This window comes from Lysobacter sp. yr284 (assembly GCF_900107375.1).
Lineage (GTDB): Bacteria > Pseudomonadota > Gammaproteobacteria > Xanthomonadales > Xanthomonadaceae > Lysobacter.
The window spans coordinates 878,091-902,014 of record NZ_FNPT01000001.1; the positions used below are offsets into that span (position 1 = coordinate 878,091).

17 protein-coding genes are annotated in these 23,924 nt (G+C 73.1%); 8 read left to right on the forward strand and 9 right to left on the reverse strand.

The features are described from left to right. The first annotated feature begins 55 nt into the window (after window positions 1-55). Genes BLV01_RS03575 through BLV01_RS26065 form a run of 3 tightly spaced genes read left to right on the forward strand, consistent with a single transcriptional unit; the run spans window position 56 to window position 2,585 of the window. Window positions 56-1,015, forward strand: a complete 960-nt coding sequence (locus tag BLV01_RS03575) for an acetyl-CoA carboxylase carboxyltransferase subunit alpha (protein WP_091794080.1) — start codon at window positions 56-58, stop codon at window positions 1,013-1,015. Between the two features lie 53 nt (window positions 1,016-1,068). Continuing rightward, window positions 1,069-1,848 (forward strand): hypothetical protein, encoded by a 780-nt coding sequence (locus BLV01_RS26060; RefSeq protein ID WP_175485755.1) that lies wholly within the window; start codon window positions 1,069-1,071, stop codon window positions 1,846-1,848. After that, window positions 1,845-2,585, forward strand: a complete 741-nt coding sequence (locus tag BLV01_RS26065; protein ID WP_175485756.1) for a transglycosylase domain-containing protein — start codon at window positions 1,845-1,847, stop codon at window positions 2,583-2,585. Before BLV01_RS26060 ends, BLV01_RS26065 begins: the two co-directional genes overlap by 4 nt. Before the next feature lie 102 nt (window positions 2,586-2,687). On the opposite strand, the gene BLV01_RS03585 is transcribed toward BLV01_RS26065, so the two are convergent. Further along, window positions 2,688-3,755 (reverse strand): NADH:flavin oxidoreductase/NADH oxidase, encoded by a 1,068-nt coding sequence (locus tag BLV01_RS03585; RefSeq protein WP_254782489.1) that lies wholly within the window; start codon window positions 3,753-3,755, stop codon window positions 2,688-2,690. A 105-nt stretch (window positions 3,756-3,860) separates the two neighbouring features. Between BLV01_RS03585 and tilS the strand changes: the two genes are divergently transcribed. The 4 genes from tilS (at window position 3,861) to BLV01_RS03605 (ending at window position 9,424) form a co-directional block, all read left to right on the forward strand. Continuing rightward, window positions 3,861-5,162, forward strand: coding sequence for a tRNA lysidine(34) synthetase TilS (gene tilS, locus BLV01_RS03590; RefSeq protein WP_091794084.1), 1,302 nt, complete (start codon window positions 3,861-3,863; stop codon window positions 5,160-5,162). A gap of 635 nt (window positions 5,163-5,797) precedes the next feature. Continuing rightward, window positions 5,798-6,073: an exodeoxyribonuclease VII small subunit gene (locus BLV01_RS03595; RefSeq protein ID WP_091794086.1), complete on the forward strand. Its 276-nt coding sequence runs from the start codon at window positions 5,798-5,800 to the stop codon at window positions 6,071-6,073. Next, window positions 6,066-7,007 (forward strand): (2E,6E)-farnesyl diphosphate synthase, encoded by a 942-nt coding sequence (gene ispA / locus BLV01_RS03600; RefSeq protein WP_091794720.1) that lies wholly within the window; start codon window positions 6,066-6,068, stop codon window positions 7,005-7,007. The genes BLV01_RS03595 and ispA overlap by 8 nt, the downstream gene beginning before the upstream one ends. A 278-nt stretch (window positions 7,008-7,285) precedes the next feature. After that, window positions 7,286-9,424, forward strand: coding sequence for a tripartite tricarboxylate transporter substrate-binding protein (locus tag BLV01_RS03605; protein ID WP_175485757.1), 2,139 nt, complete (start codon window positions 7,286-7,288; stop codon window positions 9,422-9,424). Between the two features lie 75 nt (window positions 9,425-9,499). On the opposite strand, the gene BLV01_RS03610 is transcribed toward BLV01_RS03605, so the two are convergent. The 4 genes from BLV01_RS03610 to pmbA form a co-directional block, all read right to left on the reverse strand. Continuing rightward, window positions 9,500-9,847, reverse strand: coding sequence for a DUF4870 domain-containing protein (locus tag BLV01_RS03610; RefSeq protein WP_091794090.1), 348 nt, complete (start codon window positions 9,845-9,847; stop codon window positions 9,500-9,502). 261 nt (window positions 9,848-10,108) lie between these two features. Then, window positions 10,109-11,275: a DUF1501 domain-containing protein gene (locus tag BLV01_RS03615; protein WP_091794093.1), complete on the reverse strand. Its 1,167-nt coding sequence runs from the start codon at window positions 11,273-11,275 to the stop codon at window positions 10,109-10,111. 1 nt (window position 11,276) lies between these two features. After that, a complete protein-coding gene (locus tag BLV01_RS03620) occupies window positions 11,277-12,800 on the reverse strand; it encodes a DUF1800 domain-containing protein (protein WP_091794095.1) in 1,524 nt (507 codons plus the stop codon). A gap of 335 nt (window positions 12,801-13,135) precedes the next feature. Further along, complete coding sequence (gene pmbA / locus BLV01_RS03625) at window positions 13,136-14,509, reverse strand: metalloprotease PmbA (RefSeq protein WP_091794097.1); 1,374 nt, start codon at window positions 14,507-14,509, stop codon at window positions 13,136-13,138. A 71-nt stretch (window positions 14,510-14,580) separates the two neighbouring features. Here pmbA and yjgA point away from each other — a divergent pair, with 71 nt between their 5' ends. Beyond that, entirely contained in the window at window positions 14,581-15,153 is a 573-nt protein-coding gene (yjgA, locus tag BLV01_RS03630) for a ribosome biogenesis factor YjgA (RefSeq protein ID WP_091794099.1), read from the forward strand. A 258-nt stretch (window positions 15,154-15,411) separates the two neighbouring features. Here yjgA and tldD read toward each other — a convergent pair whose 3' ends face one another. The 4 genes from tldD to BLV01_RS03650 all read right to left on the reverse strand — a co-directional run bounded on the left by tldD (window position 15,412) and on the right by BLV01_RS03650 (window position 23,899). Next, window positions 15,412-16,854 carry a metalloprotease TldD gene (gene tldD / locus BLV01_RS03635; RefSeq protein ID WP_091794101.1) on the reverse strand — a complete coding sequence of 481 codons (1,443 nt, stop codon included), beginning with the start codon at window positions 16,852-16,854 and terminating at the stop codon, window positions 15,412-15,414. A 460-nt stretch (window positions 16,855-17,314) separates the two neighbouring features. After that, complete coding sequence (locus BLV01_RS03640) at window positions 17,315-21,505, reverse strand: YhdP family protein (RefSeq protein WP_091794103.1); 4,191 nt, start codon at window positions 21,503-21,505, stop codon at window positions 17,315-17,317. Between the two features lie 135 nt (window positions 21,506-21,640). Further along, on the reverse strand, window positions 21,641-23,128 hold the full coding sequence (gene rng, locus BLV01_RS03645) for a ribonuclease G (protein ID WP_091794104.1): 1,488 nt from the start codon (window positions 23,126-23,128) through the stop codon (window positions 21,641-21,643). A gap of 201 nt (window positions 23,129-23,329) precedes the next feature. Next, window positions 23,330-23,899, reverse strand: coding sequence for a Maf family protein (locus BLV01_RS03650; protein ID WP_091794106.1), 570 nt, complete (start codon window positions 23,897-23,899; stop codon window positions 23,330-23,332). Window positions 23,900-23,924: the final 25 nt, after the last annotated feature.

Genomic DNA, 23,924 nt, shown 5'->3' on the forward strand with positions numbered 1-23,924 from the left:
GTACGGTCCGGCCGGCTAGGCTAGACTGTGCCCTTCCCCGGCCCATGGCCTACGCATGAACCCCAATTACCTCGACTTCGAGCAGCCCATCGCCGACCTGGAAGCCAAGATCCAGGAGCTGCGCCATGCCAGCAGCGGCCCGGCGGTCGACATCGACACCGAAATCCACGCCCTGCAGGACAAGCTGCGCCTGCGCACCGCGCAGATCTTCCGCGACCTGAGCTCGTGGCAGATTTCCCAGCTCGCCCGCCACCCGGCCCGGCCGTACACGCTGGACTACGTGCGGGTGATGTGCGACGAGTTCCAGGAACTGGCCGGCGACCGCGCCTTCGCCGACGACAACGCCATCGTCGGCGGCCTGGCCCGCATCGGCGGCCGCGCCGTGGTGGTGATCGGCCACCAGAAGGGCCGCGACACCAAGAGCAAGATCAAGCGCAACTTCGGCATGCCGCGCCCGGAGGGCTACCGCAAGGCGCTGCGGCTGATGAAGCTGGCCGAACGCTTCGGCCTGCCGCTGCTGACCTTCATCGACACCGCCGGCGCCTGGCCGGGCATCGACGCCGAAGAGCGCGGCCAGTCCGAGGCGATCGCGCGCAACCTGCTGGAGATGGCCGAGCTCAAGGTGCCGGTGATCTGCACCGTCATCGGCGAAGGCGGTTCCGGCGGCGCGCTGGCCATCGGCGTCGGCGACCGCACCTTGATGCTGGAATACAGCACCTACTCGGTGATCACTCCGGAAGGCTGCGCCTCGATCCTGTGGAAGACCGCCGAGAAGGCCAAGGACGCGGCCGAGCAGCTCGGCCTGACCGCCAAGCGCCTGTCCGAGCTGGGCCTGATCGACAAGATCGTGCGCGAGCCGATCGGCGGCGCGCACCGCAATCCCAAGCAGATGGCCACGCGCCTGAAAGCGGTGCTGCTCAACGAACTCGACGCGCTCGAGAACGTGCCGGTGGCGGAACTGCTGCAGCGCCGCTACGAGCGGCTGCGCGGCTACGGCGCGTACGAAGCCGCCTGATCCCTTGAGCGCCTGAAGCCGCCTGGGCGCGGCGCGACGACGGAGAGCCACGGATGGCGCTGGGAACCTTCTTCAAATGGGCCGGGGGCGGCGTGGTCGCCCTCATCGCCGCGCTGTGCCTGCTGCTGCAGGGCGCGTACTGGTACGGCGCGTCGATGTTGCCCGAACGGCTGCCGCAGCCGCGGCGCGAGTATCCGCCGCTGGCGCGCGAGGTCTTGTGGCGCAGCCTGGGCGGCGGCGACCGTCCGCTCGAAGTGCGCCGGCTCAACATCTTCAGCTACACCGGTTTGATCTTCGAAGCCGTGGCGACGTACTTGGCGCAGACCGACGGCCTCGCCAAGGAACCCGCCGACCTGAGACTGGTGGACTGGACCTCCAGCGCGGCCCGATCGGCGATCGTCGAGGCGCGGTATGCCCATATCGTCGCGCCTGCGCCTTCGGGAGCCTCCAACGCAGAAGCGCTGCAGCAGTTCAGTTACGACCATCAATTCGAGTCGCTGGCGCTGTTCATCCGCTCCAGCCGCGAATGGCCGGCCGAGCGCATGGCCGACCTCGTGCTGGACTCCGGCGACTACGGCCGCGACAGCGCCACCCTGGAACAGGCGGCGCAGGCCTACTTCGCGCAGCCGGTCGAACGGCTCACGCGCGAGCAGCTGACGCTGCTGGTCCTGCTCGACCACGGCCTGCACAACCACGATCCGCAGTGCCGCGCGCAAACGTTCCGCGACGCCTATGCGCAGGCCCTGCAGGAGATCGGCGATCCCAAGCTGCCCACGTTGTCGGCGCAAACGCTGGCGCGGCTCAAACCCATCGACTGCCCGCCCGACGCATGAGCCAGGCCCCGACCGCACCGCGCCAGCGCGCGCCTGCCCGCCGACGCGGGCCGATCGTCGCCGGCGCGCTGCTGATCGTGCTCGCCGCGACTGCCTTCGCATTGCCGTATGCGCTGTACTGGCACGCGCTGAAGCACTTGAGCGAGCCTGCGCCGCAAGCGCAACAGCGCTATCCCGACGCGCTGCGGCAGTTGTACTGGACCTTGCACGGCGGCCACGGCCCGATCCGGGTGCGGCGCCTGAGTCCGCCCGGCTTCGCCCGCGAGTTGCTGACCGATCCCGGCGACGGACGCGCGGCGAGCGTACCGGCCGACCAGCGGCTGCTGTACCGCGTCGCTTACCTCCAGCGCACCCGGCTGCCGTCGCGCACGGGCACGCTGCAACGCCACCTGGCCCAGGCCGCGCTGGCGATCCGCCTGAGCCGCGAATACGACGGCGCAGGCCTGATCGACTACGCGCTGGAGCAAGACCGTTTCGCCGACGGCGGCCCCGCCGGCATCGACGCCGCCGCGCGCCGTTACTTCGACCGGCCGGCGCAGTCGCTGTCCGCGCATGAACAAGTCGCGCTGCTGATGCTGGCGCAGGCGCCTTCGTATTTCGATCCGGGCTGCCATCGCGAACGTTTCGCCCGGCGTTATGCGTGGGCGCTCGAAAAAACCGGCGTGGCGTCGACGCAAACGATACCGGCGCGGATGCGCACGGGGATTTGTGCCCGCGGCGGCGGCGACCCGGGCTGAGCGAAACGCATCGGACCCGAAGGCGCAACTTCAGAGCCGCGCCATCGCTTCGCTTGTGGGAGGGCCTTCAGGCCCGACGCGGTCCGCCCAGCCCGCGGCGATTCACGCCCAGGCGCGCTGATACTGCTCCGGCACATGCGCCGCCGCGCCCAACTCGCGCGCCGCGCGATGCGGGAAATACGGATCGCGCAGCAACTCGCGCGCCAACAGCACCACGTCGGCCTCGCCCTGGGCGACGATGCTCTCGGCCTGCGCCGCACGCGTGATCAGGCCGACCGCGCCGGTGGCGATGCCGGCTTCGCGGCGGATGCGCGCGGAGAACGGCACCTGGTAGCCCGGCTCGTCGCCGGGAATGCGCGCATCGGGAAGCAGGCCGCCGCTGGACACGTCGATCAGGTCGACGCCCAGGTCCTTGACCATGCGCGCCAGCTCCACGCTCTGCTCGATGTCCCAGCCGCCCTCGGCCCAGTCGGTGGCGGAGATGCGCAGCCACAGCGGCAAGCGCTCCGGCCACACCTCGCGCACCGCCGCCAGCACTTCGCGCAGCAAGCGGGTGCGGTTGTCGAAACTGCCGCCGTAGCGGTCCTGGCGCCGGTTCGACAGCGGCGACAGGAACTGGTGCAGCAGGTAGCCGTGCGCGGCGTGGATCTCGACCAACTGGAAGCACGCATCCAGCGCGCGTTGCGCGGCCGCGGCGAAGTCGTCGACCACGGTGCGGATCTCGATCGGCTGCAGTTCGCGCGGTTGCGTCGCGCCTTCGCGGAACGGCAGCGGCGAGGCCGCCACCGGCGTCCAGCCGCCGTCCTGCGGCGCCACCGGCCGCCCGCCGAGCCATGGCGCCTCGACGCTGGCCTTGCGTCCCGCATGCGCCAGTTGCACGCCCACCGCCGCCTCGCGCGAACGCAGGAAGCAGGAGATGCGATGCCAGGCCTCGGCTTGCGAGGCGTTCCACAGGCCGGTGTCGGCGGCGGAAATGCGGCCTTCCGGCGACACCGCGCAGGCCTCGGTCAACACCAGTCCGGCGCCGCCGACCGCGCGGCTGCCGAGGTGGACCATATGCCAGTTGTTGGGCAGGCCGTCGCTGGCCGAGTACTGGCACATCGGCGAAACCGCCAGCCGGTTGCGCAGGGTCAGCGAGCGTTGCGACAGCGGAGCGAAAAGCCGGGACACGACGGGACTCTCATCAGGGGAACGCGAATCAAGGTATAGGCGCCCCGGCGCCGGGGCAGCACCACGCATGGGTTGCTGCGTCCCGCGGCGTGGCACCATGCGCGCATGTCCTGCTCAGGCGCCGATGCGCTTCCCGCCGCCCTCGCCGCCCTGCCCGCCGCGCCGGTGTGCGTGGGCTACAGCGGCGGCCTGGATTCGAGCGCGCTGCTGCATGCGCTGGCGGCCTCGCCGCTGGCGCGCGCGCGCGGCCTGCGCGCCTGGCACGTGCACCACGGGCTGCATCCGCAGGCCGACGGCTGGGCCGCGCATTGCGCCGAAGTCTGCGCCGGCTACGGCCTGGAACTGACCGTTTCGCGGGTATCGGTTGCGCGCGACAGCGGCGACGGCCCCGAGGCCGCGGCGCGCGCCGCGCGCCATGCCGCGTTCGCCGCCGGCCTGGGCGAAGGCGAGGCGCTGGCGCTGGCGCACCACCGCGACGACCAGGCCGAGACCGTGCTGCTGCGCCTGCTGCGCGGCTCCGGCCCGGACGGCCTGGCGGCGATGCGCGAATGGCGCGAGTGCGGCCGCGGGCGCCTGTGGCGGCCGCTGCTGGCGCTGCCGCGCGCGGCGCTGGAGGCCTACGCGCAGCGCCACGGCCTGCGCTGGATCGACGACCCCAGCAACGCCGAGGACCGCTACGACCGCAACTTCCTGCGCCAACGCGTGCTGCCGCTGCTGCGCGAACGCTGGCCGCAGGCGCCGGCGGCGCTGGCGCAATCGGCGCGCCTGCAGGACGACGCCGCCGGCCTGCTCGAACAGGGCGACGCGCTGGCCCTGGCCCAGGCGCGCAGCCTCGACCCGCACGCGCTCTCGCGCAGCGCCCTGCGCGCGCTGGCGCCGGCGCGGCGCGCGCGCGTGCTGCGGCGCTGGATCGCCGCGCTGGCGCTGCCGCCGCTGCCGGCGCAGGGCGTGGCCCGGATCGAAACCGAGCTGCTGTACGCGCGCGCCGACGCCGACGCCGAATTCGCCTGGAACGGCGCCCGCGTGCGCGCCTGGCGCGACCTGCTGCACGCGGCGCCGCAACGCCCGCCGCTGCCGCCGGACTGGCGCGCCGACTGGGACGGCGCCGCGCCGCTGGCGCTGCCGGGCGGCGGTCGCTGGCGCCTGCACGGAACCGACCGCTTCGACGCCGCCCTGCGCGCGCACCCGCGCAGCGGCGGCGAACGCATCGCCCTGCCCGGCCGCGCTCATCGCCACAGCCTCAAACATGCGCTGCAAGCGCTCGGCGTACCGCCGTGGGAACGCGAACGCCTGCCGCTGCTGAGCGCGGCCGACGGCGAACTGCTGGCCGCGGGCGACCTGTTGTACTCCGCACGCCTGCAGGCTTGGCTGCGCGAACGCGCGGCGCGGCTGGAGTGGGAACCGTAGCCGTCGCCGCAGCGGCCGATTCGCAGTCGCGGCTCGCGCTGCTCCTACAAGGCCAGCCCGAAGCTTCGCGACCTCCCTGTAGGAGCGGCGCAAGCCGCGACCGCGCCACCGCAACGCCCGGCGAAACCCTCCAGCACGACGCCATCGGCAAGCCGAAACCGCCGCAGCAACTGCCGATTCGCAGTCGCGGCTCGCGCCGCTCCTACAAGGCCAGCCCGAAGCTTCGCGACCTCCCTGTAGGAGCGGCGCAAGCCGCGACCGCGCCACCGCAACGCCCGGCGAGCCCCTCCAGTACGACGCCATCGCCAAGCCGAAACCGCCGCAGCAACTGCCGATTCGCAGTCGCGGCTCGCGCCGCCCCTACAAGGCCAGCCCGAAGCCCTGCGACCTCCCTGTAGGAGCGGCGCAAGCCGCGACCGCGCCACCGCAACGCCCGGCGAAACCCGCCTATGCGACGTCATCGCCAAGCCGAAACCGCCGCAGCGGCCACCGATTCGCGCCCGCACCTCGCACCGTTCCCGCAAAGCCACCGCGCAACCGCGCGGCCCCCGCCACAACGCGCCTGCGACCTGCCGCCGCAGCCTCTTCACCCCGCGCGCATTGACCCCGTCCGCCCCCCGGCTCACACTTTCCCCATGCCCCGCAAAACCACTATCGAAGCCTCGCCGGTCGCCGATTTCGAGCAGTCGCTGGATGCGCTCGAGCAACTGGTCGAGAAGATGGAACACGGCGAGATGAGCCTGGAAGAGTCGCTGGCCGCCTACGAGCGCGGCGTCGGCCTGTACCGCCGCTGCCAGAGCGCGCTGGAGCAGGCCGAGCTGCGCGTGCGCCTGCTGACCGATCCGCAGGAGCCGGCCAGCGCCGAGCCGTTCGGCAACGCCGGCCCGCCGGGCAGCGATGTCGATGCCTGAGCCGCGCGCCGCCGGGTCCGCGCCCGGCGCGGACGCCGCGACCGATCCGCGCGCGCTCGATGCCGTCCTCGGCCGCTGGCGCGAACGCGCCGACGCCGCGCTGGCGCGGGTCCTGCCCGACAGCGAGGCCGAGCCGCGCCGCCTGCACCAGGCCATGCGCCACGCCGTGCTGCTCGGCGGCAAGCGCATGCGGCCGCTGCTGGTCTACGCCAGCGGCGCCTTGTTCGAAGTCGCGCCGATCGCGCTCGACGCGCCGGCCGCCGCGGTCGAGCTGATCCACGCCTATTCGCTGGTCCACGACGACCTGCCGGCGATGGACGACGACGCCCTGCGCCGCGGCCAGCCGACCGTGCACGTGGCCTTCGACGAAGCCACCGCGATCCTCGCCGGCGACGCGCTGCAATCGCTGGCCTTCGCCACCCTCGCCGACACCGACGTCGCCGACGCGATCCGCGTCGACCTGCTGCGCAGCCTGGCCCAGGCCGCGGGCGTGGCCGGCATGTGCGGCGGCCAGGCGCTGGACATCGACGCCACCGGCGCCGGCGTGCAGCTGTCCCTGGACGCGCTGGAACGCCTGCATTCGCTCAAGACCGGCGCGCTGATCCGCGCCAGCGTGCGCATGGGCGCGCTGTGCGGCGGCGCCGACGCCGCCGCGCTGGCGGCCCTGGACCGCTACGCGCACGCGCTCGGCCTGGCCTTCCAGGTGCGCGACGACATCCTCGACATCGAAGGCGACAGCCAGACCCTGGGCAAGACCGCCGGCAAGGACCTGGCCCAGGACAAGTCGACCTTCCCCGCGCTGATCGGCCTGGACGCCTCGCGCGCGCGCCTGGACGAACTGGCCGCGTCGATGCGCGAAGCGCTGGAGCCGTTCGGCCCGCGCGCGGCCGCGCTGCACGCACTCGGGCGGCTGGCGATCGAACGCGATCGCTGACGCGCGCGGCGGCGCAGCGACGACCACATCGGCGGGCTTCGGCCCGCCTTTTCGTTTCGGCGCCCGCGCCGGCGCGGCGGCGATGGCCCGGACCGCCTCGCGCCCCTTTCGTCCTTCGTCGACCGCAGCCCAGTTGTCAGGCTTCGACGCCAGCGCCTACGCTGCGGTCGAAGCGGCAACGGCTAGCGACCGACGCCGCCTGGAACGCCATCGCCCAGGCGATGGCTTCGGCCGTCGCTCGCGAGCGCCGCGGCCCATCAAGGAGGATGCACCGCCCCATGAAGCGCCTACTTCCGTTCGCCGTCGCGCTGTGGCTCGGCGCCGCGCTTTTCCCGGCCCAAGCGGCGCCGCCGAGCCAAGACGACCTGCGCGCCAATCCCGACGCGCTGCCGATGCAATCGGTATGGCAGCTGCGGCCGGTGGATCCGCAGGCGCCGCCGTGGCAGGACGTGTTCGCCTTCAGCCTGGGCATGGCGCCCGAGCAGATGGCGCGGTCGCGCTGGTTGGGCCTGAATACCGGCGCGGACAGCGAGCGTTCGCCGGCGCTGTTCGACGCGCTGGACGGCCGCGCGGTGTTCCTCTCGCCCGCGGCCCGCGGCTTCTGCGACGGCCGCTGGCGGGTCGTGCGGCTGGAGCGGATCGACCTCGACGATTCGCTGCAGCCTTCGCTCAAGCTGTGGTTGGTCGAGCGCGCGCCCGATGGCGCCCAGCGCACCGCGCTCGGCTACGGACGCGTCGACGAACAGGGCCGATGGACCGTGCCGCCCAAGACCTGCGCCGGCGAAGACAGCGCCCTCGCCGCATCGTCCGCGGCCCTGCCCGCGCCGATGCCGGGCGAACCCGCGCCGCCCGCATCCGGCCTGCGCGTGGACACGGTGGCCGGACAGCCCGGCTTGCGCGACGCGCAGGGCCGCTGGCGCAGCCCCGCGCCGTTGCGCGACATCGCCACCGCGCAGTGGCTGCGCAGCCGGCAAGCGCCGGTGGCTGCCAGCGCGACCGCCCTGGGCCTCATCGACGGCCGCGGGCGCACGGTGATCCCGTTCGTGTTCGAGCAACTGGCCGATGCGGCCACGCCGCGCCGCATCCGCCTGTGCACCGCCGCCGGCCAGGATCCGCAACTCGATGCCGCCACGCCGCGCGTCTGCGGCTGGCAACGCCTGCGCGGCGGCAAGGCCGCGGCCCTGCGTCCCGTCCAGGACCCGGGCACCGGCCGATGGGGCTACCAGGACGCCCGCGGGCGTTGGGCGATCGCGCCGCAGTTCCGGCAGGCGCGCGCCTTCCGCCATGGCTATGCGGTGGTCGCGGGGCCGTATCCGCACGACTGGCGCCCACCCGGCTGGAACGACGAACGCCCGATCGTCCGCAAGATCCAGCGCGTGGGCCGGCACTGGGTCGCCGAAGCGATGGTGCGCAACGCCTCCACCGGCGCCGACTGGAGCCTGCGCTACGGGCTGTTGAACGACGCCGGGCAGTGGCTCGCGCCGGTGCCGGACCACGCGCTGCACATCGCCGTGCTGTTCCCGCCCGGAGGCCGCAGCGGTTTCTACGCGCAAATGCTGGCCGAGCACCTGCCCCGGCTGTTGGGCCGCGAGGTGCGGGTCGACTACATGCCCTCGGCGACCGAGGACGCCTACCGCCAACTGATGACGCAGGGCGGGAACGCCAAGGTCCTGCTGGCCGCGCTGCGGCTGCCGCGTGGCGGCATCCAGGGCGTGCACAGCGGGCAGGCGATCGATCGGCTGATGCACGCGCTGCGTCCGGTCACCCTGCTGACCTCCGAGCCGCTGGTGCTGGCCATCGACAGCGCCAAGGCCGATGCGCTGGGCATCCACGACACCCAAGGCCTGCTCGCCTATGCGCGCGCGCATCCCGGCGCGCTGCGCATCGCCACCGGCGACGACGGCTGGACCGGGCACCTCGCCTTCGGCCAGTTCCGCGCGCTGAGCGGCGTGGACGTGCAGCGGGTGATCATCGCCGGCATGTATCCGCCCTCGGACATCGTCACCCAGGCGCATGCGGCGGAATTGCTGTTCGCCCCGGTGAACGGCGTGGCGGTGGCGGTGCGGCGCGGCCAGTTGCGGGTGATCGGGACCGCCGCCGAGCCGGCGCATCCGCAGGTCTTCGACGGCGCGAGCTGGCCGACGCTGGCGTCGAGCGCGCCGCTGGCGGACTTCACCGCCTACGACCGCTTCAGCCTGTGGGCGCCCGCAAATTCGGACGCGGCGTCCGAGCGCAGGCTGCAGCAGGCCGTGGCCCAGGTCCTGGCGCTGCCGTCGGTGCAAAAACAGTTGCAGGACCTGCAAGTGGTCGCCGGCGGCGGTTCGCCCGACGCCTTGCTGGCGCTGGAACACGAAGAACGCCAGCGCTGGGAACGCGCGATTTCGGTCCCGGCTTCCGAATCGCCGCCGACGCCATGACCGGCCCGGCGCGGAAACGAAAAAGGCGGGCCGAAGCCCGCCTTTCGCATTCGTGCGGCGTGCGCCGCGAGCCGCTTACTTCACCAGACGCAGGGTGAAGGGGTAGCGGTAGGCCTCGCCCTTGTTGGCGGCCAGCGCGGCCATGATGGTCAGCACCAGCCAGGCCAGGCCGACGGCGATCATCACCAGCACGCCGATCAGCACCAGGGTCAGGATGCCGCCGATGATCATGCCGATGATCACGGTGATGTTGAAGTTCAGCGCTTCCTTGCCCTGGTCGGCGACGAAGGGCATGGTGTCCTTCTTCATCAGCCACACCACCAGCGGGCCGAGCAGGGTGCCGAAGGGAACGATCAAACCGACCAGCGTGCTCAGATGAGCCAGCATGCCCCAAGTCTTTTCGTCCTGACTGATATCGTTCATTACGCTTCCCCTACGTGGTATTGGATGGAGTGGGTGGTCGAAGTTCCCGCGCCGGCGGCCCGGTTCCCCTGCCCGGCATCATAAACCGCTTTCATCACAGATTAACCACGGCACAGCGCAAGTTTCGCAGGCCGCGGCGCAACGCAATGCGGCGGCGTACGCGGCCGCCCCGCCCTGCGCGGGCGCCACGGTTTCGGAATCGGAAAAGCGCGCGCGGCGCAGCGCCGGTTCGCGGCCGCTGCCGGCCGCGCCCGGCGCCGCTCAGGCCCGGCGCCAGTCGCGCAGCGGCGGCAAGCCGCGGCTGTCGGGGAACACGCTGCGCTCCACCGCCGCATCGGCCACGCCCAGGTGCTCGACCAGCACGCTCTTGAACACCGCGCGCAGGTCGGTGGTGGCGCGCAGGTCGCGGCCCTCGTTGAGCTGGGACGGCGCCAGCCCCGGCCAATCGCCGCCGATGCGGCCGCCGCGCACCGCGCCGCCGCACAGCAGGGCCATGCCGCCGGTGCCGTGGTCGGTGCCGTCGGTGCCGTTGAGCGCGGCGGTGCGGCCGAACTCGGTCACCACCGCCACCACCGTGCGCGGCCACGCCGCGCCGAAGCCTTCGCGCGCCGCGGCCAGGCCCTGGTCGAGCTCGGCCAGCTTGCGCTGCAGCTGCGGCGCCTGGTTGCGGTGGCTGTCCCAGCCGCTGTCCTCGACGAAGCCGATGCGCGGGCCGTCGGCCGCGCCCATGCGCTGCGCCGCCACCCGCATCGCCTCGGGCAGGGCGAACGCGCCCTTGCCGTCGCGCTGCATTCCGGCGCTGCCGGCGGAGCGCTGGAAGGTCTCGCTCAGGCGCGGATCGGCCGCGTACAGCGGCTGCAGCTGTTGCAGCAGCTGCGGATCGACCGGGCGCGGCAACGGCGGCCACCAGTTGCTGGCGCGGTCGCTGCCGCGCAGCGCCAGCGGCATCACCGCCGCCACCGCCAGCGCCTGCCCGCCGGGCATCGCGCGCGCGCAGCGGCCGAGCCAGCCGTCGCGCGCGCCGTTCGGGGTGGCGGTGCCGTTCTCCAGGCAATCCTGGGCGTCGAAGTGCGAGCGCTGCCGGTACGGCGGCGCCACCGCCACCAGCGGCAGCAACTGCCCGGCGCGGTACATCGCCGCGGACTGCTGCATCGCCGGGTGCAGGCCGAACAGGCCGTCGATGCGGATCGGATCGGCGACCGCGCCGTCGCGGCGCAGGCCGGCGTAGGCCGGCTCTGCATACGCGGGCAGCAGGTGCAGGCCGTCCAGGCCGCCGCGCAACAGCACCAGCAGCAGGCGCGTGTCGCGGCCGCCGGCCGCGGCCGCGGTGACGCGCGGGAACAGGGTCAGCAGCGCGCTGGCGCCGAACGCGGCGAGCAGGCCGCGACGCTGGCGGTCGAGCGCGCTCAGGGTCTGGTCGTGCGCCATCTCAGACTCTCCACTGGAACGCGGGGCTGGCGAACAGCAGCGAGCAACCGTCGCTGGCCGAACCGGCGCGGCGCAGGCCGATGGCGAAGTCGCCGCTGACCGCCTGGCTGCCGAGCACCGCCAGCGCGCGCTGGTACGGGGTGATGTCGCCCGAGTCCACCCGCGCGGCGAACATCTGCGCGGCCTGGATGCGCTTGAACAAGCCGTCGGGGCTGCTCCAGTCGGCGGCGGTGTCGGGAAAGCCGGCCGGCGAGCGCGGCGTGAACACCGGCTGGCCGAGGCTGGCGAGCAGCCCGACCAGCGCGCGCGCCTGGTCGCCCACCGGCAGTTCGCCGGCGCGCAGCGCGGAGATCACGAAATCGTTGGGCGTCTTGAACTTGCGCGCGTCCGCCGTCCAGGCCTGCTCGCTTTCGAGCAGCGCGCGGTACAGCGCGCGCAGGTCGCCGTCCTCGCGCAGGTAGGCCTGGGCCATGCGCTCCACCAGCGCCGGCGGCGGCTGGTCGGCGACGAAGTGGCGGGCGAGCTTGAAGCTGAGGTGGCGCGCCGTGGCCGGATGCCGGGCGAGATCGGCCAGCACCGCGCGGCCCTGCTCCTGCCCGCCTTCGGCGTAGCTGCGGCCGAGCACGCGGCGCGCGCCGGGCTCGTGCGCGTTGGCGCGGAACACGAACGACTGCGCGGCGGCGGCGTCGCGCGGGCCGGGCGTGCTCCAGCCGGTGATCGCGCGCGCCAGTTCGATCACGTCCTCCTGGCGATAGCCGCCGTCGACGCCGAGGGTGTGCAGTTCGAGGATCTCGCGCGCCAGGTTCTCGTTGAGGCCGCGCTTCTCGCGCCCGAGCCTTTGCGCGCGCATCGCCACGCGCGAGTCGTCGCCGATGGACGCGGCGTTGTCGAGATAGCGCAGCATCGCCGGGTGCCGCTCCACCGCCAGCAGCATGTCCTGGAAGCGGCCGAGCACGTGCGGGCGGATCGCCTCGCGCTCCATCGAGCCGGCGTACAGGCGGGCGTTGCCCTTGTCGATCGACACGGCGAAATGGTTCGACCAGAACTGGCTCAGGCGCTCGACGAAGGGCGCGTCGGTGTCGGCGGCATGGCGGTAGCGCGCGGCGAATTCGGCCAGTTGCCGGCGGCGCAGTTCGCGCCGCAGCTGGTCGGCGGGATCGCCGTCGTCGCGGCCGGCGGGCGGGCGCTCGCGCGCGGCGTCGCCCGGATCGGCGGCGCGCGCGCGCCGGCGCGTGCGCGGCAGGGGCTCGTCCGCGGCCGCCATCGTCGCGGGCGCGGCCGGGTCGGCCATCGGCGCGGCGACGGCGCCGCGCTGCGCGCGCGCGGCGCGACTGAGCTGCTGCTGGCGGAATTCCAGGCGCAGGGTCTCGACGCTGCCGGGCAGGCCGGCGAACGCATCGAGCGCAGGCGGGCGGCGCAGCTGCGCGAGCAGGATCTCGCGCCCGTCGTCGCCGCTGCGCTCCAGTTCGCCCGGGCGCGCGCCCAGTCCGAAACGATTGGCGGCCGTGGCCTTGCTGGCGCTCATCGGGGTTCCCGGCGGGTGGACTACCCGATGGAAACGGCCCGGCGCGGCGCGGGTTGACAGCGCGGGCGCCCGTTCAGGGCGCTGCCGCGCAAAACCGCGACAGCGGCCCGGCGCTTGTGGGAGGGGCTTCAGCCCCGACGCTTTGCGCTCAGGTCGCGACGAGCGGCGACGACCGCGCCGGAGCCGGCGCGTGTGTGAGCGGCCCCAGCCCCGACGCCTTGCGCACAGGCCGCGGCGAACGGCGACAGGAGCGTCGGGGGCTCAAGCCCCTCCCACAACCGCCGCCTCGCGATGCTTCCTCGTCGGCCGCGCGCCTTGCGCGCGCGGCGCGGGCCTCACTCGCCCGCCACCGTCATCTTGCCCAGCAGGATCGAACCGGTGCGGATGTGCGAGCGCGGGTCGATGTCGGTGCCGACCGCCTCGATCCCGGCGAACATGCGCCGCAGGTTGCCGGCGATGGTGATGCCGTCGACCGGGTACTGGATCTCGCCGCCCTCGACCCAGAACCCGGCCGCGCCGCGCGAGTAGTCGCCGGTGACGCCGTTGACGCCCTGCCCCATCAGCTCGGTGACCAGCAGGCCGCGGCCCATTTGCCTCACCAGCGCATCGAAATCGCCGGCATTGGCGGTGACCTGCAGGTTGTGCACGCCGCCGGCGTTGCCGGTGGTGCTCAGGCCGAGCTTGCGCGCGGAGTAGCTGCCGAGCACGTAGCGCTGCAGCACGCCGCCTTCGATCAACGACGATTCGCGCGTGGCCACGCCCTCGGCGTCGTAGGAGCTCGAACGCAGGCCGCGCACCAGGAACGGGGTTTCCCGGATCGAGAACCATTGCGGAAACAGCGTCTGGCCGACGCTGTCGACCAGGAAGCTGGTGCGCCGGTACAGGTTGCCGCCGCTGATCGCGCTGATCAGGTGGCCGATCAGCGAGCGCGCGCTCTCGGCCGCGAACATCACCGGGTACTCGCCGGTGGCGAGCTGGCGCGGCGCCAGCCGCGAGACGGTGCGCTCGGCGGCCTTGCGGCCCACCGCCGCGGCCGATTCCATGTCTTCCGGCGCCAGCCCCAGGGTGTACCAGCCGTCGCGCTGCATCTGCTCGCCGCGCCCGCCGATCAGCGCGCAGCTCAGGCTGTGCTGGGTGCTGCGCTCGCGGCCGATGAAGCCGTGCGAGTTGGCGTACACGCCGATGCTGGCGCCGGTGCCGATCGAGGCGCCGTCGGAGTTCTCGATCCGCGCATCGGACCCGCGCCCGGCCGACTCGCAGGCCAGGGCCAGCTCGATCGCCCGGTCGGCGTCGATCAGCCAGGGGTGCCAGGTGTCGAAGTCGCGCTCCTCGCGCGCCATCAGCGCCGCGTCGGCCAGGCCGGCGGCCGGGTCGTCCTCGGTGTAGCGGGCGATCGCGCAGGCCTGCTCGACCGTCGATTCCAGGCTGTCCTCGCGCAGGTCGGCGGTGCTGGCGCTGCCCTTGCGCTGGCCGAAGTAGACGGTGATGCCGATTCCGCGGTCGCGGGTGGACTCCACCGTCTCGACCTCGCCCATGCGCACGTTGACGCTGAGGCCGGCGTCTTCCGAGCACGACACCTCGGCCTGGGTCGCCCCGCGCGCGCGCGCCGCCGCCAGCAGGCGCTGGGACAGCTCGGCCAGCGCGTCCAGGCGCGCATCCGGGTCGGCGAAGGTGTGGGCGGCGGCGGCGGTGAGGGCTTGCGCGTTCAATGGCTTATCCTAGTCGGTGGCGGCGCCGCGGGCGGCGTCGCCGTAATGTTCAGTTTATCGAGGGAAGTGCGATGCGCGGCAGAGACGAAGACACCGGCGAATTTTTCAGCCCCAGCCGCAGCCAGAACCGGCGCGAGGCGCTGGAGGTGCTGGCGCTGGCGGAAAAACTGGTCGCCCTGACCGAGGCCCAGCTGGCCAAGCTGCCGGTGCCCGAGGCGCTGCTGCCGCACATCCGCGAGACCAAGCGCATCACCGCCAACGTCGCCCACAAGCGCCAGCTGGCGTTCCTGGCCAAGCAGATGCGGCGCGAGGACGAGGACGCGCTGGAAACGCTGCGCGACGCGATGGACGAGAACGGCGACGCGGCGCGGCGCGAAGTCGCGGCGATGCACCGGGTCGAGCAATGGCGCGATCGCCTGCTCGAAGACGGCGACACCGCGCTGGCCGCGCTGCTCGACGAGCATCCGCAGGCCGACCGCCAGCGCCTGCGCCAGCTGGTGCGCAACACGCTCGAAGAGCGCAAGCGCAACAAGCCGCCGCATTCGTTCCGCGAGCTGTACCGCGAGCTGCGCGCGGCGATCCTCGGCCAGGGCGCGAGCGACGAAGACGCCGGCGACGACCAGGCCCCGCCGGACCAGGAGTGAGCGCAGCGCGCGCCGGCCATGGCCGGCGACGGGCGATTGCTGCGCAGCGAGACCTGGCGGACGCGCTTCATCGACCGAGGCATCGAAGCCATCGGTGCCTTTTCGCTCGAACATCCGGCTGCCGACAAGAAAGCGCTCAAGCGCTGGGTGCGGCAGGCGCAGGCGGCGAAACGTCGCCACGGCACGCCGCGGCTGCGCCAGCCGCGCGCGCCCGACGAGGCCCGCCGACGCGGCCCGCGCCCGCTCGCGGCGAAGGCGTCACGACTGGGTGCCGCCGACGGTCACCCCGTCGATCAGCAACGACGGCTGGCCGACGCCGACCGCCACGCTCTGCCCGTCCTTGCCGCACACGCCCACGCCCTCGTCCAAGGCGAGGTCGTGGCCGATCATGCTGACCTTCTGCATCGTCTCCGGGCCGTTGCCGATCAAGGTCGCGCCCTTGACCGGCGCGGTGATCCTGCCGTCTTCGATCAGGTAGGCCTCGGTCGCCGAGAACACGTACTTGCCGCTGGTGATGTCGACCTGGCCGCCGCCGAAATTGACCGCGTACAGGCCCTTCTTGACCGAGCGGATCATCTCTTCCGGGTCGTGGGTGCCGGCGAGCATGTAGGTGTTGGTCATGCGCGGCATCGGCAGGTGGGCGAAGGATTCGCGGCGGCCGTTGCCGGTCGGCGCCATGCCCATCAGCCGGGCGTTGAGGGTGTCCTGCATGTAGCCGACCAGCACGCCGTCTTCGATCAGCGTGGTGCAGTTGGTCGGGGTGCCTTCGTCGTCGACGTTGAGCGAGCCGCGGCGGCCTTCCAGGGTGCCGTCGTCGACGATGGTCACGCCCTTGGCGGCGACGCGCTGGCCCATGCGGCCGGCATAGGTCGAGGTGCCCTTGCGGTTGAAGTCGCCTTCCAGGCCGTGGCCGACCGCTTCGTGCAGCAGCACGCCGGGCCAGCCCGAGCCGAGCACCACCGGCATCACCCCGGCCGGCGCGTCGACCGCGTCGAGGTTCACCAGCGCCTGGCGCAGCGCTTCGCGCGCCCACTGCTGCGGCCGGTCGCTGCCGAGCAGGTCGGCGTAGCTGTAGCGTCCGCCGCCGCCGGCGTAGCCGCTCTCGCGGCGGCCGTTCTGTTCGACCAACACCTGCACGTTCAAGCGCACCAGCGGGCGCACGTCGGCGGCGAGCACGCCGTCGCTGCGCGCCACCAGCACGGTGTCGAGCACGCCGTTGAGGCTGACCACGACCTGGCGCACGCGCGGATCGGCGGCGCGCAACAGTTGGTCGAGCTGGCGCAGCGCCTCGACCTTGGTCTCGTTGGAGACCGAATCGATCGGGTCTTCGCTGCGGTACAGCGAACGGCCGCTGCCGCGCACCAGCGTGCGCGGCGCCTGCGCGCCGCCGTCGCGGGCGATCGCGCGCGCCGACTTGGCCGCGCCGAGCAAGGCCTCGCCGTTGATCTCGTCGGAATAGGCGAAGCCGGTCTTCTCGCCGCTGATCGCGCGCACGCCGACGCCTTGCTCGATCGAATGCGCGCCGTCCTTGACGATGCCGTCCTCGACCGTCCAGCTCTCGCGGCGCGAATGCTGGAAGTAGAGGTCGCCGAAGTCGATGCCCGGCCCGAGCAGGGTGCCGAAGCTGCGCTCCAGGCCGCTGGCGTCGAGCCCGGCGGGCAGGAGGAGGCGGGATTCGGCGAGCTGGATCGGCAGGGTCATGTCGGAACCGGGATGAGGGGAAAGGGCATCTTAGGCGCCCGCGGCGCCGCTGTGGCGGCGCGCAGGGCGGGACTGGGACAAGACACTAGATAGTGGCGGCGGGCGCCGGATCAACCGTGGGCGGGGCGTCTGGGCCGGTGCCGTTCGGTGGGTCGCGGCGGTCTGGCACGCGAGCGGCGGGCCTGAAGGCCCTGCCGCAGGAACAGCGCCTTGGCCTCGGGCTTTGTGAAGAGACTTCGGCCCCAGGCTTGCGGGAGAAGCCTCAGCCGGGGCTTGTGGGAGAAGCCTCAACCGGGGTTTGCGGGAGGAGCCTCGGCTCATGGCCTTTGTGGGAGGGGCTTGAGCCCCGACGCTTTCCGGCCGGGTCGCCGCGGCCGGGCACAAAGGCGTCGGGCCTGAAGGCCTTCCCATTAAAACGACGCGGCCCCGACACGCCCGGCCCGCAGCCGCCTGGGCGGCCCTACCCCGCCGGCGGCGGCGCCTTGGCCGCGGCGCGGGTCTGCTCGCGGCTCACCACTTCGACCTTCGGCTCCTTCCACGGGCCGGTCACCCGGTAGGTGCGCGAGGTCAGGCTGCCCAGCGGCTTCTGCAGCACCGCGTTGGCGGCCGCGCCGATCGCCGCGCCGACCGGACCGGCGGCGAGCGCGCCGACCGCGGTCAGCACGTTGGCCGCCTTGGGCCGCACTTCGATGGTCTGGTCGTAGCTCTGCGCGCGCAGGTCGGCGGCGCCGCGGATGGCGATGCTCGCGGCCGGGCCGTCGATGCTGAGGTCGTCGCTGCGCGCGCTGCCGTTGCCGAAGCGCACCGTGCCGCCGACCCGGTCGAAGGCGAAGCCCTTGGAGAACAGGTCGCGGAAGTCCAGGGTCAGCCGCCGCGGCAGCTGGGCCACGCTGAGCAGGCCGAGCATGCGGCCGGCGCCGGGCTCGACCTCGATCAGGCGGCCGTCGCGCACGTCCAGGCTGAGGCTGCCTTCCAGCGAGCCCAGCGCGATCGCCGCCGGCGCGCCGGGCCAGCCGGCATCGAGCCGCGCCTTGCCCTTGCCGCCGCCGATCTGGCCGCCGAAGCCGAAACCGTTCATCAGCGCGCCGACGTCGCCGCTGTCCACGGTCGCGCTCAAGTGGGTGCGCGCGGCGGCGCCGCGGCCGGTCCAGTCGCCGCTGAGGTCGATGGACTGCTTGCCGCCGCGGGTGCTGATCTGGTCGATGCGCATGCCCGCCGGGGTCGGCCGGGTGCGCACGCTGGCGGTGCCGAGCGCGGCGCTGCCGAAGCGCAGGTCGGCGATGTCGAGGTTCAAGGCCGGGATCTTGGCCGGGTCCATCGCGGCGTCGGCCGGTTTGGCCGCGGCTGCGGCCGCGGTCGCGGCGCTCGCCGGCGCATGCGCGCCGTTGCCGCCGGCGCCGGCCGCAGCCGCGCCGCCGCCCGCGTTGACCGCCGTCCAATGCACCCGCGCGAACTTGCCGGCGATGCTGCCGCCCTCGCCGGCCGGAATCATCACCGCGCCGTCCAGCGCCGCGCCCTCGGCGCGCACCGCGGTCGCGCCGCGCGCGGCCGGCGCCACCACCAGGCGGGTGTTGGGGAACACCCCGCCGAGCAGTTGCAGGCGCTGCACGTTGACGTCGATGCGCTGCAGCGGCAGGCCGTCGTCGGAACCGTCGCCGTGGGCCAGCGCGATCCAGTCGATCGCCTCCAGCGTGTCGGTGCGGCCGGTCACCAGCAAGCCGCCCGGCGGCGGCGCGTCGTCGACGCGATTGGCGCCCAGCACCACCCGCACCCCGGTCTTGCCGTTGCTGTTGCGCGAACGCAGCGCCAGGGTGTTGCCGAGCGCGACGCGCACATCGCCGCTGCCCAGCGGCAACGGCGTTTCGATGCTCGCCTGCAGCGGCGTCGCCGCGGCCTTGTTCAACGGCGGCGGCAGGCCGATCGCGGTGCCGACCAAGTTGGACTGCAGCTGCAGCAAGGTCGGCGGCTGCGCCGATGCGCCGGCCGCCTTCGCCGCCGGCGTCCTGGGAATCGAAATCCCCACCGTCCACAGCGAGCGCCCGTCCAGGTACGGCTTGAGCCAGGCCAGATCGTCCGGCCCGCGCGCGATCAGGTCGTCGGCGCCGGACATCGCGTCCAGCCCCGCTTCGAACGCATTGCCCTTGTCGCGCACGTAGTCCTCGCCGGCGCGCAGCGACAGCTTGCCCGGCGCGCCGTCGTGCAGCACCGACAGATTCTCCGCGGCGAACCCGGCGCGGCTGAAGTCGGCATGGCCGCGCACTTGTTCGAAGGCGACCTTCCAGCGCGGATCGGCGAGCTTGGCATCGGCCAGGTCGACCCCGCCCTTGAGCGTGGTATGCCCGCCCTCGCGCAGCGCCAATTGCATATCGAAGGCGACCGCGGCCGGGCCGCTCGCGCGCAGGTTGTCGAGGGTGTCGGCATGTTCCTTGTGCAGCGGGCTCTGCCGCAGCAGCGCCAGCAGTTGGCCGGCCTCGGCGTCGGTCTGCGCCTTCACGTACAGCACGCCGTCGTGGTAGCGCTCGATCCCGGACTGCACCTTGCGCACGCCGACCCCGGCGATCCTGCCGCCGCCCTCGACGCTGAAGCCGTCGCCGACGAAAGCGATGTCGGCGTCGAGCGCCTCCACCGCCGGCCAGTCGGGCTGGAACTTCACGGTCGCGCCGCGCAGCTTGCCGCCGGCGTGGAACAGGCCGTTGTTGCGGTTGAACGGCCAGTCGTCGAGATCGCCCGAGACCACCGCATGCGCGTCGGTCAGGGTGCCGGCGACCAGCGCGGTGTCGAGCCAGTTCAACAGCCGTTGCGACATCTGGCTGCGCACCCAGAAACCCTTGGCGACCGGCAGCCGGATCGGATCGAGGTCGGCGGCGATGTCGATCCACGGCCGCGAACCGTCGCCCTGCCACCACATCCCGCCGCGCGCGCGCAGGCCGAAATCGCCGCCGTCGATGCGCAGCGCGGTGGTGCCCACGCGCCAGCCGCCGCCCTCGCGCCAGCCGCCGACGCTGCCGCCCAGCTTGACCGTATGCGGCACGCCGAACCCCGACGGCCAGTCGAAGCGCATCGGCGAATTCGGATCCAGGTCGAAGGCGAAGCCGTCGGCGTCGGCCTGGAACGTGCCGGCCAGCCCTTGCAGGCCCGGCGAATGGCCGACCGGATCGAAGCCGAGCGCATCGACCCGGGCGCTGGCGAACATCGGCCCGTCGCGATGGCCGTTGACCGCGATCGCGCTCAGCGACACCCGCGGCCTGGCGGTCTCGAACCAGCGGCGCAGGCGTTCGGGCAGCGCATCGCTGAGCGCGGCGACCGCGATCAGCGGGCCGGCGTCGATGCGGTCGGCGCGCAGCGCGTAGCGCACGCCGCCGGCGACGGCCAGGCCGTCGAGGGTCTGCACGTTGGCGCCGCTGCCGATGCGCAGCCTGGACGCGTCCAGGCGCCAGCCGTTGTCGGTGAGGCGGTAATGCGCGAGCGCCTCGACGTGTTCGAACTCGACCCGCGCCGGCGGCGGGGTCTTGGCGGCGCCCGCATCGGCGCCGGCTTTTGTGGGAGGGGCTTCAGCCCCGATGCTCTTCGTTCCGCTCGCCGCGACCGGGCCGGAAGGCGTCGGGCCTGAAGGCCCTCCCACAGTCGCTGCGGCCGATTTCTTCGAAGAGGCGTCAGCCGCGACGCCGTCGGCCCCGCTTGCCGCGGACGGGCCGGACGGCTCGTTCAACGCAGCGGCGACCGGCGCCGCGGCCGCGGCGATCGCCGCGGGCACCGAGGTCGACGCCGCCGTCGCCGGCGCGTCCGCCGGCGCGGTGCGTTCGGCGCGCAGGCCGACCCGGTCCAGCGCCGCCGACACCATCACCCCGGCCACCCGGTGCTCGCGCAGGTCGGCCCAGGCCTCGGCCCGGCCCTGCCCGGAGTCGATCCGGATGCCGGCGATCTTCAACAGCGGCGACCAGCCCGCCAGGTCGGCGCGCACCGCGCCGGCATAGGCGCGGCCGTCGCCGCGCTTGCGGTCGAAATCCAGCACCACGTCCAGCGGCGCGGACGGCGCGCCGTCCGCGCCCGCGCTCGGCCAAGCGCGCGCGCCGGCGCGCACGCGGTCGCCGTTCACGCGCAGGCGCAGGTCGATCTTCGGCACCCGCGCGTCCAGGCCCAGGCTCGGCGCGACCACCGCCAGCTTGGCGCCGATCACCTGCAGCTCGCCCAGGCCTTCCAGCGCCGACAGCGGATCGCCCTGGTCGGCGCGTTCCTGCCCGGGCAGGCCGCGCACTTTCCAGCGGCCGTCGTCGGCGCGCTCCAGGGTCAGGTCGAGCCCGCTCAGGCGCAGTTCGGAGAACGCCTGCCCCGGCCACACGCCGGCATACAGCGACACCAGCATCTGCGCATCGCCGATGTTGAACGCCTGCGCGCCTTCGCCGATGCGCAGCCCGTCCAGGCGCAGCAACGGCCCGCGCCGGGTCCACTGGGTCTCGACCCGGTCGAACGCGACCGGCCGCCCGGCGCGCTGGCTCAGCCACGCCGCGACCCGGTCCGGATGGCGCTCGGCCAGCGGCAACAACTGGCTGGCCAGCGCCAGCAACGACGCCACCAGCACCAGCACCACCACCGCGCCGTAGAACGCGGCACGGCGGGCGATGCGCAGGCGGCGGCGCAGGGGCGGGGGCATCAGCGGGCCGCGCCGCAGTGCGCGGCGCTCAGGCGAGGGGCGAAACCCGCAACGGGGACTGCAGCGGCCGCGCACGCGCGCAGCGACGCGGAACGGCTGCCGCCGCTGCCCGCCGCCCGCGCCCGGCGTGCCGCTTTAAAGCAACACCACATCGAACTGCTCCTGCGCATACTGGTCGTCGGCCTGGAACCGGATCGACTTGCCGAGGAACTCCTCCAGCTCGGCCACCGCCGCCGACTCCTCGTCGGTGATCCGCGCCACCACCTTGGGCGAGGCGATCACCAGCAGCCGCGCCGCGTCGAACTGGCGCACCTGGCGGACGATGTCGCGGAAAATCTCGTAGGTCACCGTCTCCGGCGTCTTCAGCGTGCCGCGCCCGCCGCACTCGTGGCAGGCCTCGCTGAGCTGGCGCTCCAGGCTCTCGGTGGTGCGCTTGCGGGTCATCTCCACCAGGCCCAGCGGCGAGAACTCGTACACCGTGGTCTTGGCGTGGTCGCGGGTCAGCGACTTCTCCAGCTGGCGCAGCACCTGGCGCTTGTGCTCCGGGTCGGTCATGTCGATGAAGTCGATGATGATGATCCCGCCGAGGTTGCGCAGCCGCAGTTGCCGGGCGACCGACTGGGCCGCCTCCAGGTTGGTGCGGTAAACGGTTTCCTCCAGGTTGCGTTGACCCAGGAACGAACCGGTGTTCACGTCGATGGTGGTCATCGCCTCGGTTTGGTCGATCACCAGGTAGCCGCCGGACTTCAGCGGCACCTCCTTGTCGAGCGCGCGCTGGATCTCGTCCTCGACCCCGTACAGGTCGAAGATCGGCCGCGCGCCGGTGTAGTGCTCGATCTTCTCGGCCAGCCCCGGCATGTACTGGGCGGCGAAGCTGCGCAGGCGCTCGCTGGTCTCGCGCGAGTCGACCTTGACCTTCTCCACGTCGCGCCGGATCAGGTCGCGCACCGCGCGCAGCGGCAGGCTCAGGTCCTCGTACACGCGCTCGCCGATCTTGCTGCTGCGCGACTTCTCCGCGATCAGCGCCCAGGCCCGGCTCAGGTAGGCGATGTCCTCGGCCAGCGCTTCCTCCGGCTGGCCCTCGGCGTTGGTGCGCACGATGTAGCCGTGCTGCTCGGTCGACGGCGCCAGCGCGGTCACCAGCGACTTCAGCCGCGCGCGCTCGCCCTCGTCCTCGATCCGCGCCGACACCCCGACCACGCGCGTGCGCGGCAGCAGCACCAGGTAGCGCGAGGGGATCGACAATTGCGTGGTCAGGCGCGCGCCCTTGCTGCCGATCGGGTCCTTGACCACCTGCACCACGATTTCCTGGCCTTCGCGCAGCAGCTCGGCGATCGGCCGGGTCGGCGCCGGCGGCAACGGCGCTTCGTCGCCCTCGCCTTCGCCGAGCTGGCTGGGCTTGACGATGTCGGCCGCGTGCAGGAACGCCGCGCGCTCCAGGCCGATCTCGACGAACGCCGCCTGCATCCCGGGCATGACCCGCTGCACCTTGCCCTTGTAGATGTTGCCGACCACCCCGCGGCGCCAGCCGCGCTCGATGTGCAGCTCCTGCAGCATGCCGTTCTCGACCACGGCGACGCGGGTTTCGCGCGGGGTGACGTTGACCAGGATTTCTTCAGTCATGAGGCGGCGCGGGTCCGGTGCGGGGGGCGTGGAAACGATCGGGGAAACGGCGTGTCGGGGAAATACGGAAGAACGCGGCGTGGGCGGCGCGCGACGGGCGCGGGACCAAGATAGCGCGCGGCGCCCGCAGGATCGGAGCCGATGCGGCAGGCTAAGTTCCGCCGCGTCGGAAAAACGCCCGCGGCGCAGGCCCGGCGCCGGCTAGGCGCCCAGGCCGAACTCGCGCAGCAGCCGCGCGGTCTCGTGCAGCGGCAGCCCCATCACGCCCGAATAGCTGCCGGCCAGATGGCTGACGAACACCTCCGCGCCGCCCTGGATGGCGTAGGCGCCGGCCTTGCCCATCGGCTCGCCGCCGGCGACGTAGCGCTCGATCTGGCCTTCGTCGAGCGCGGCGAAGCTGACGTCCGACACCGACACCGCCTGCGCCTCGCGCGCCGGCGTGACCAGCGACACCGCGCTGATCACCTGGTGGGTGCGGCCGGACAGCCGCCGCAGCATGGCGCGGGCGTCCTCCGCATCGCGCGGCTTGCCGAACACCTCGTCGTCGAGCACCACCTCGGTATCGGCGCCGAGCACCACCGCGGCCGGGTTGGCGACCACCTTCAGCAGGCCGGCGCCGGCCTTCTCGCGCGCCACCCTGCGCACGTAGTCGGCGGCGGGCTCGCCGGGCTGGCGTCGTTCGGGAATATCGAGATCGATGAGGCCGAATTCCAGGCCGAGCCGGCCGAGCAATTCGCGTCGCCGCGGCGACTGGGAGGCTAGATAGAGCATGCGCGAAAGCATAACCCGCGCTGAC

What these genes read in the sequence shown, in the direction of transcription:
- BLV01_RS03575 (WP_091794080.1), top strand. Translation starts at nt 56, where the DNA reads ATGAACCCCAATTACCTCGACTTCGAGCAGCCCATCGCCGACCTGGAA.
- BLV01_RS26060 (WP_175485755.1), top strand. Translation starts at nt 1,069, where the DNA reads ATGGCGCTGGGAACCTTCTTCAAATGGGCCGGGGGCGGCGTGGTCGCC.
- BLV01_RS26065 (WP_175485756.1), top strand. Translation starts at nt 1,845, where the DNA reads ATGAGCCAGGCCCCGACCGCACCGCGCCAGCGCGCGCCTGCCCGCCGA.
- tilS (WP_091794084.1), top strand. Translation starts at nt 3,861, where the DNA reads ATGTCCTGCTCAGGCGCCGATGCGCTTCCCGCCGCCCTCGCCGCCCTG.
- BLV01_RS03595 (WP_091794086.1), top strand. Translation starts at nt 5,798, where the DNA reads ATGCCCCGCAAAACCACTATCGAAGCCTCGCCGGTCGCCGATTTCGAG.
- ispA (WP_091794720.1), top strand. Translation starts at nt 6,066, where the DNA reads ATGCCTGAGCCGCGCGCCGCCGGGTCCGCGCCCGGCGCGGACGCCGCG.
- BLV01_RS03605 (WP_175485757.1), top strand. Translation starts at nt 7,286, where the DNA reads ATGAAGCGCCTACTTCCGTTCGCCGTCGCGCTGTGGCTCGGCGCCGCG.
- BLV01_RS03610 (WP_091794090.1), bottom strand. Translation starts at nt 9,847, where the DNA reads ATGAACGATATCAGTCAGGACGAAAAGACTTGGGGCATGCTGGCTCAT.
- BLV01_RS03615 (WP_091794093.1), bottom strand. Translation starts at nt 11,275, where the DNA reads ATGGCGCACGACCAGACCCTGAGCGCGCTCGACCGCCAGCGTCGCGGC.
- BLV01_RS03620 (WP_091794095.1), bottom strand. Translation starts at nt 12,800, where the DNA reads ATGAGCGCCAGCAAGGCCACGGCCGCCAATCGTTTCGGACTGGGCGCG.
- yjgA (WP_091794099.1), top strand. Translation starts at nt 14,581, where the DNA reads ATGCGCGGCAGAGACGAAGACACCGGCGAATTTTTCAGCCCCAGCCGC.
- tldD (WP_091794101.1), bottom strand. Translation starts at nt 16,854, where the DNA reads ATGACCCTGCCGATCCAGCTCGCCGAATCCCGCCTCCTCCTGCCCGCC.
- BLV01_RS03640 (WP_091794103.1), bottom strand. Translation starts at nt 21,505, where the DNA reads ATGCCCCCGCCCCTGCGCCGCCGCCTGCGCATCGCCCGCCGTGCCGCG.
- rng (WP_091794104.1), bottom strand. Translation starts at nt 23,128, where the DNA reads ATGACTGAAGAAATCCTGGTCAACGTCACCCCGCGCGAAACCCGCGTC.
- BLV01_RS03650 (WP_091794106.1), bottom strand. Translation starts at nt 23,899, where the DNA reads ATGCTCTATCTAGCCTCCCAGTCGCCGCGGCGACGCGAATTGCTCGGC.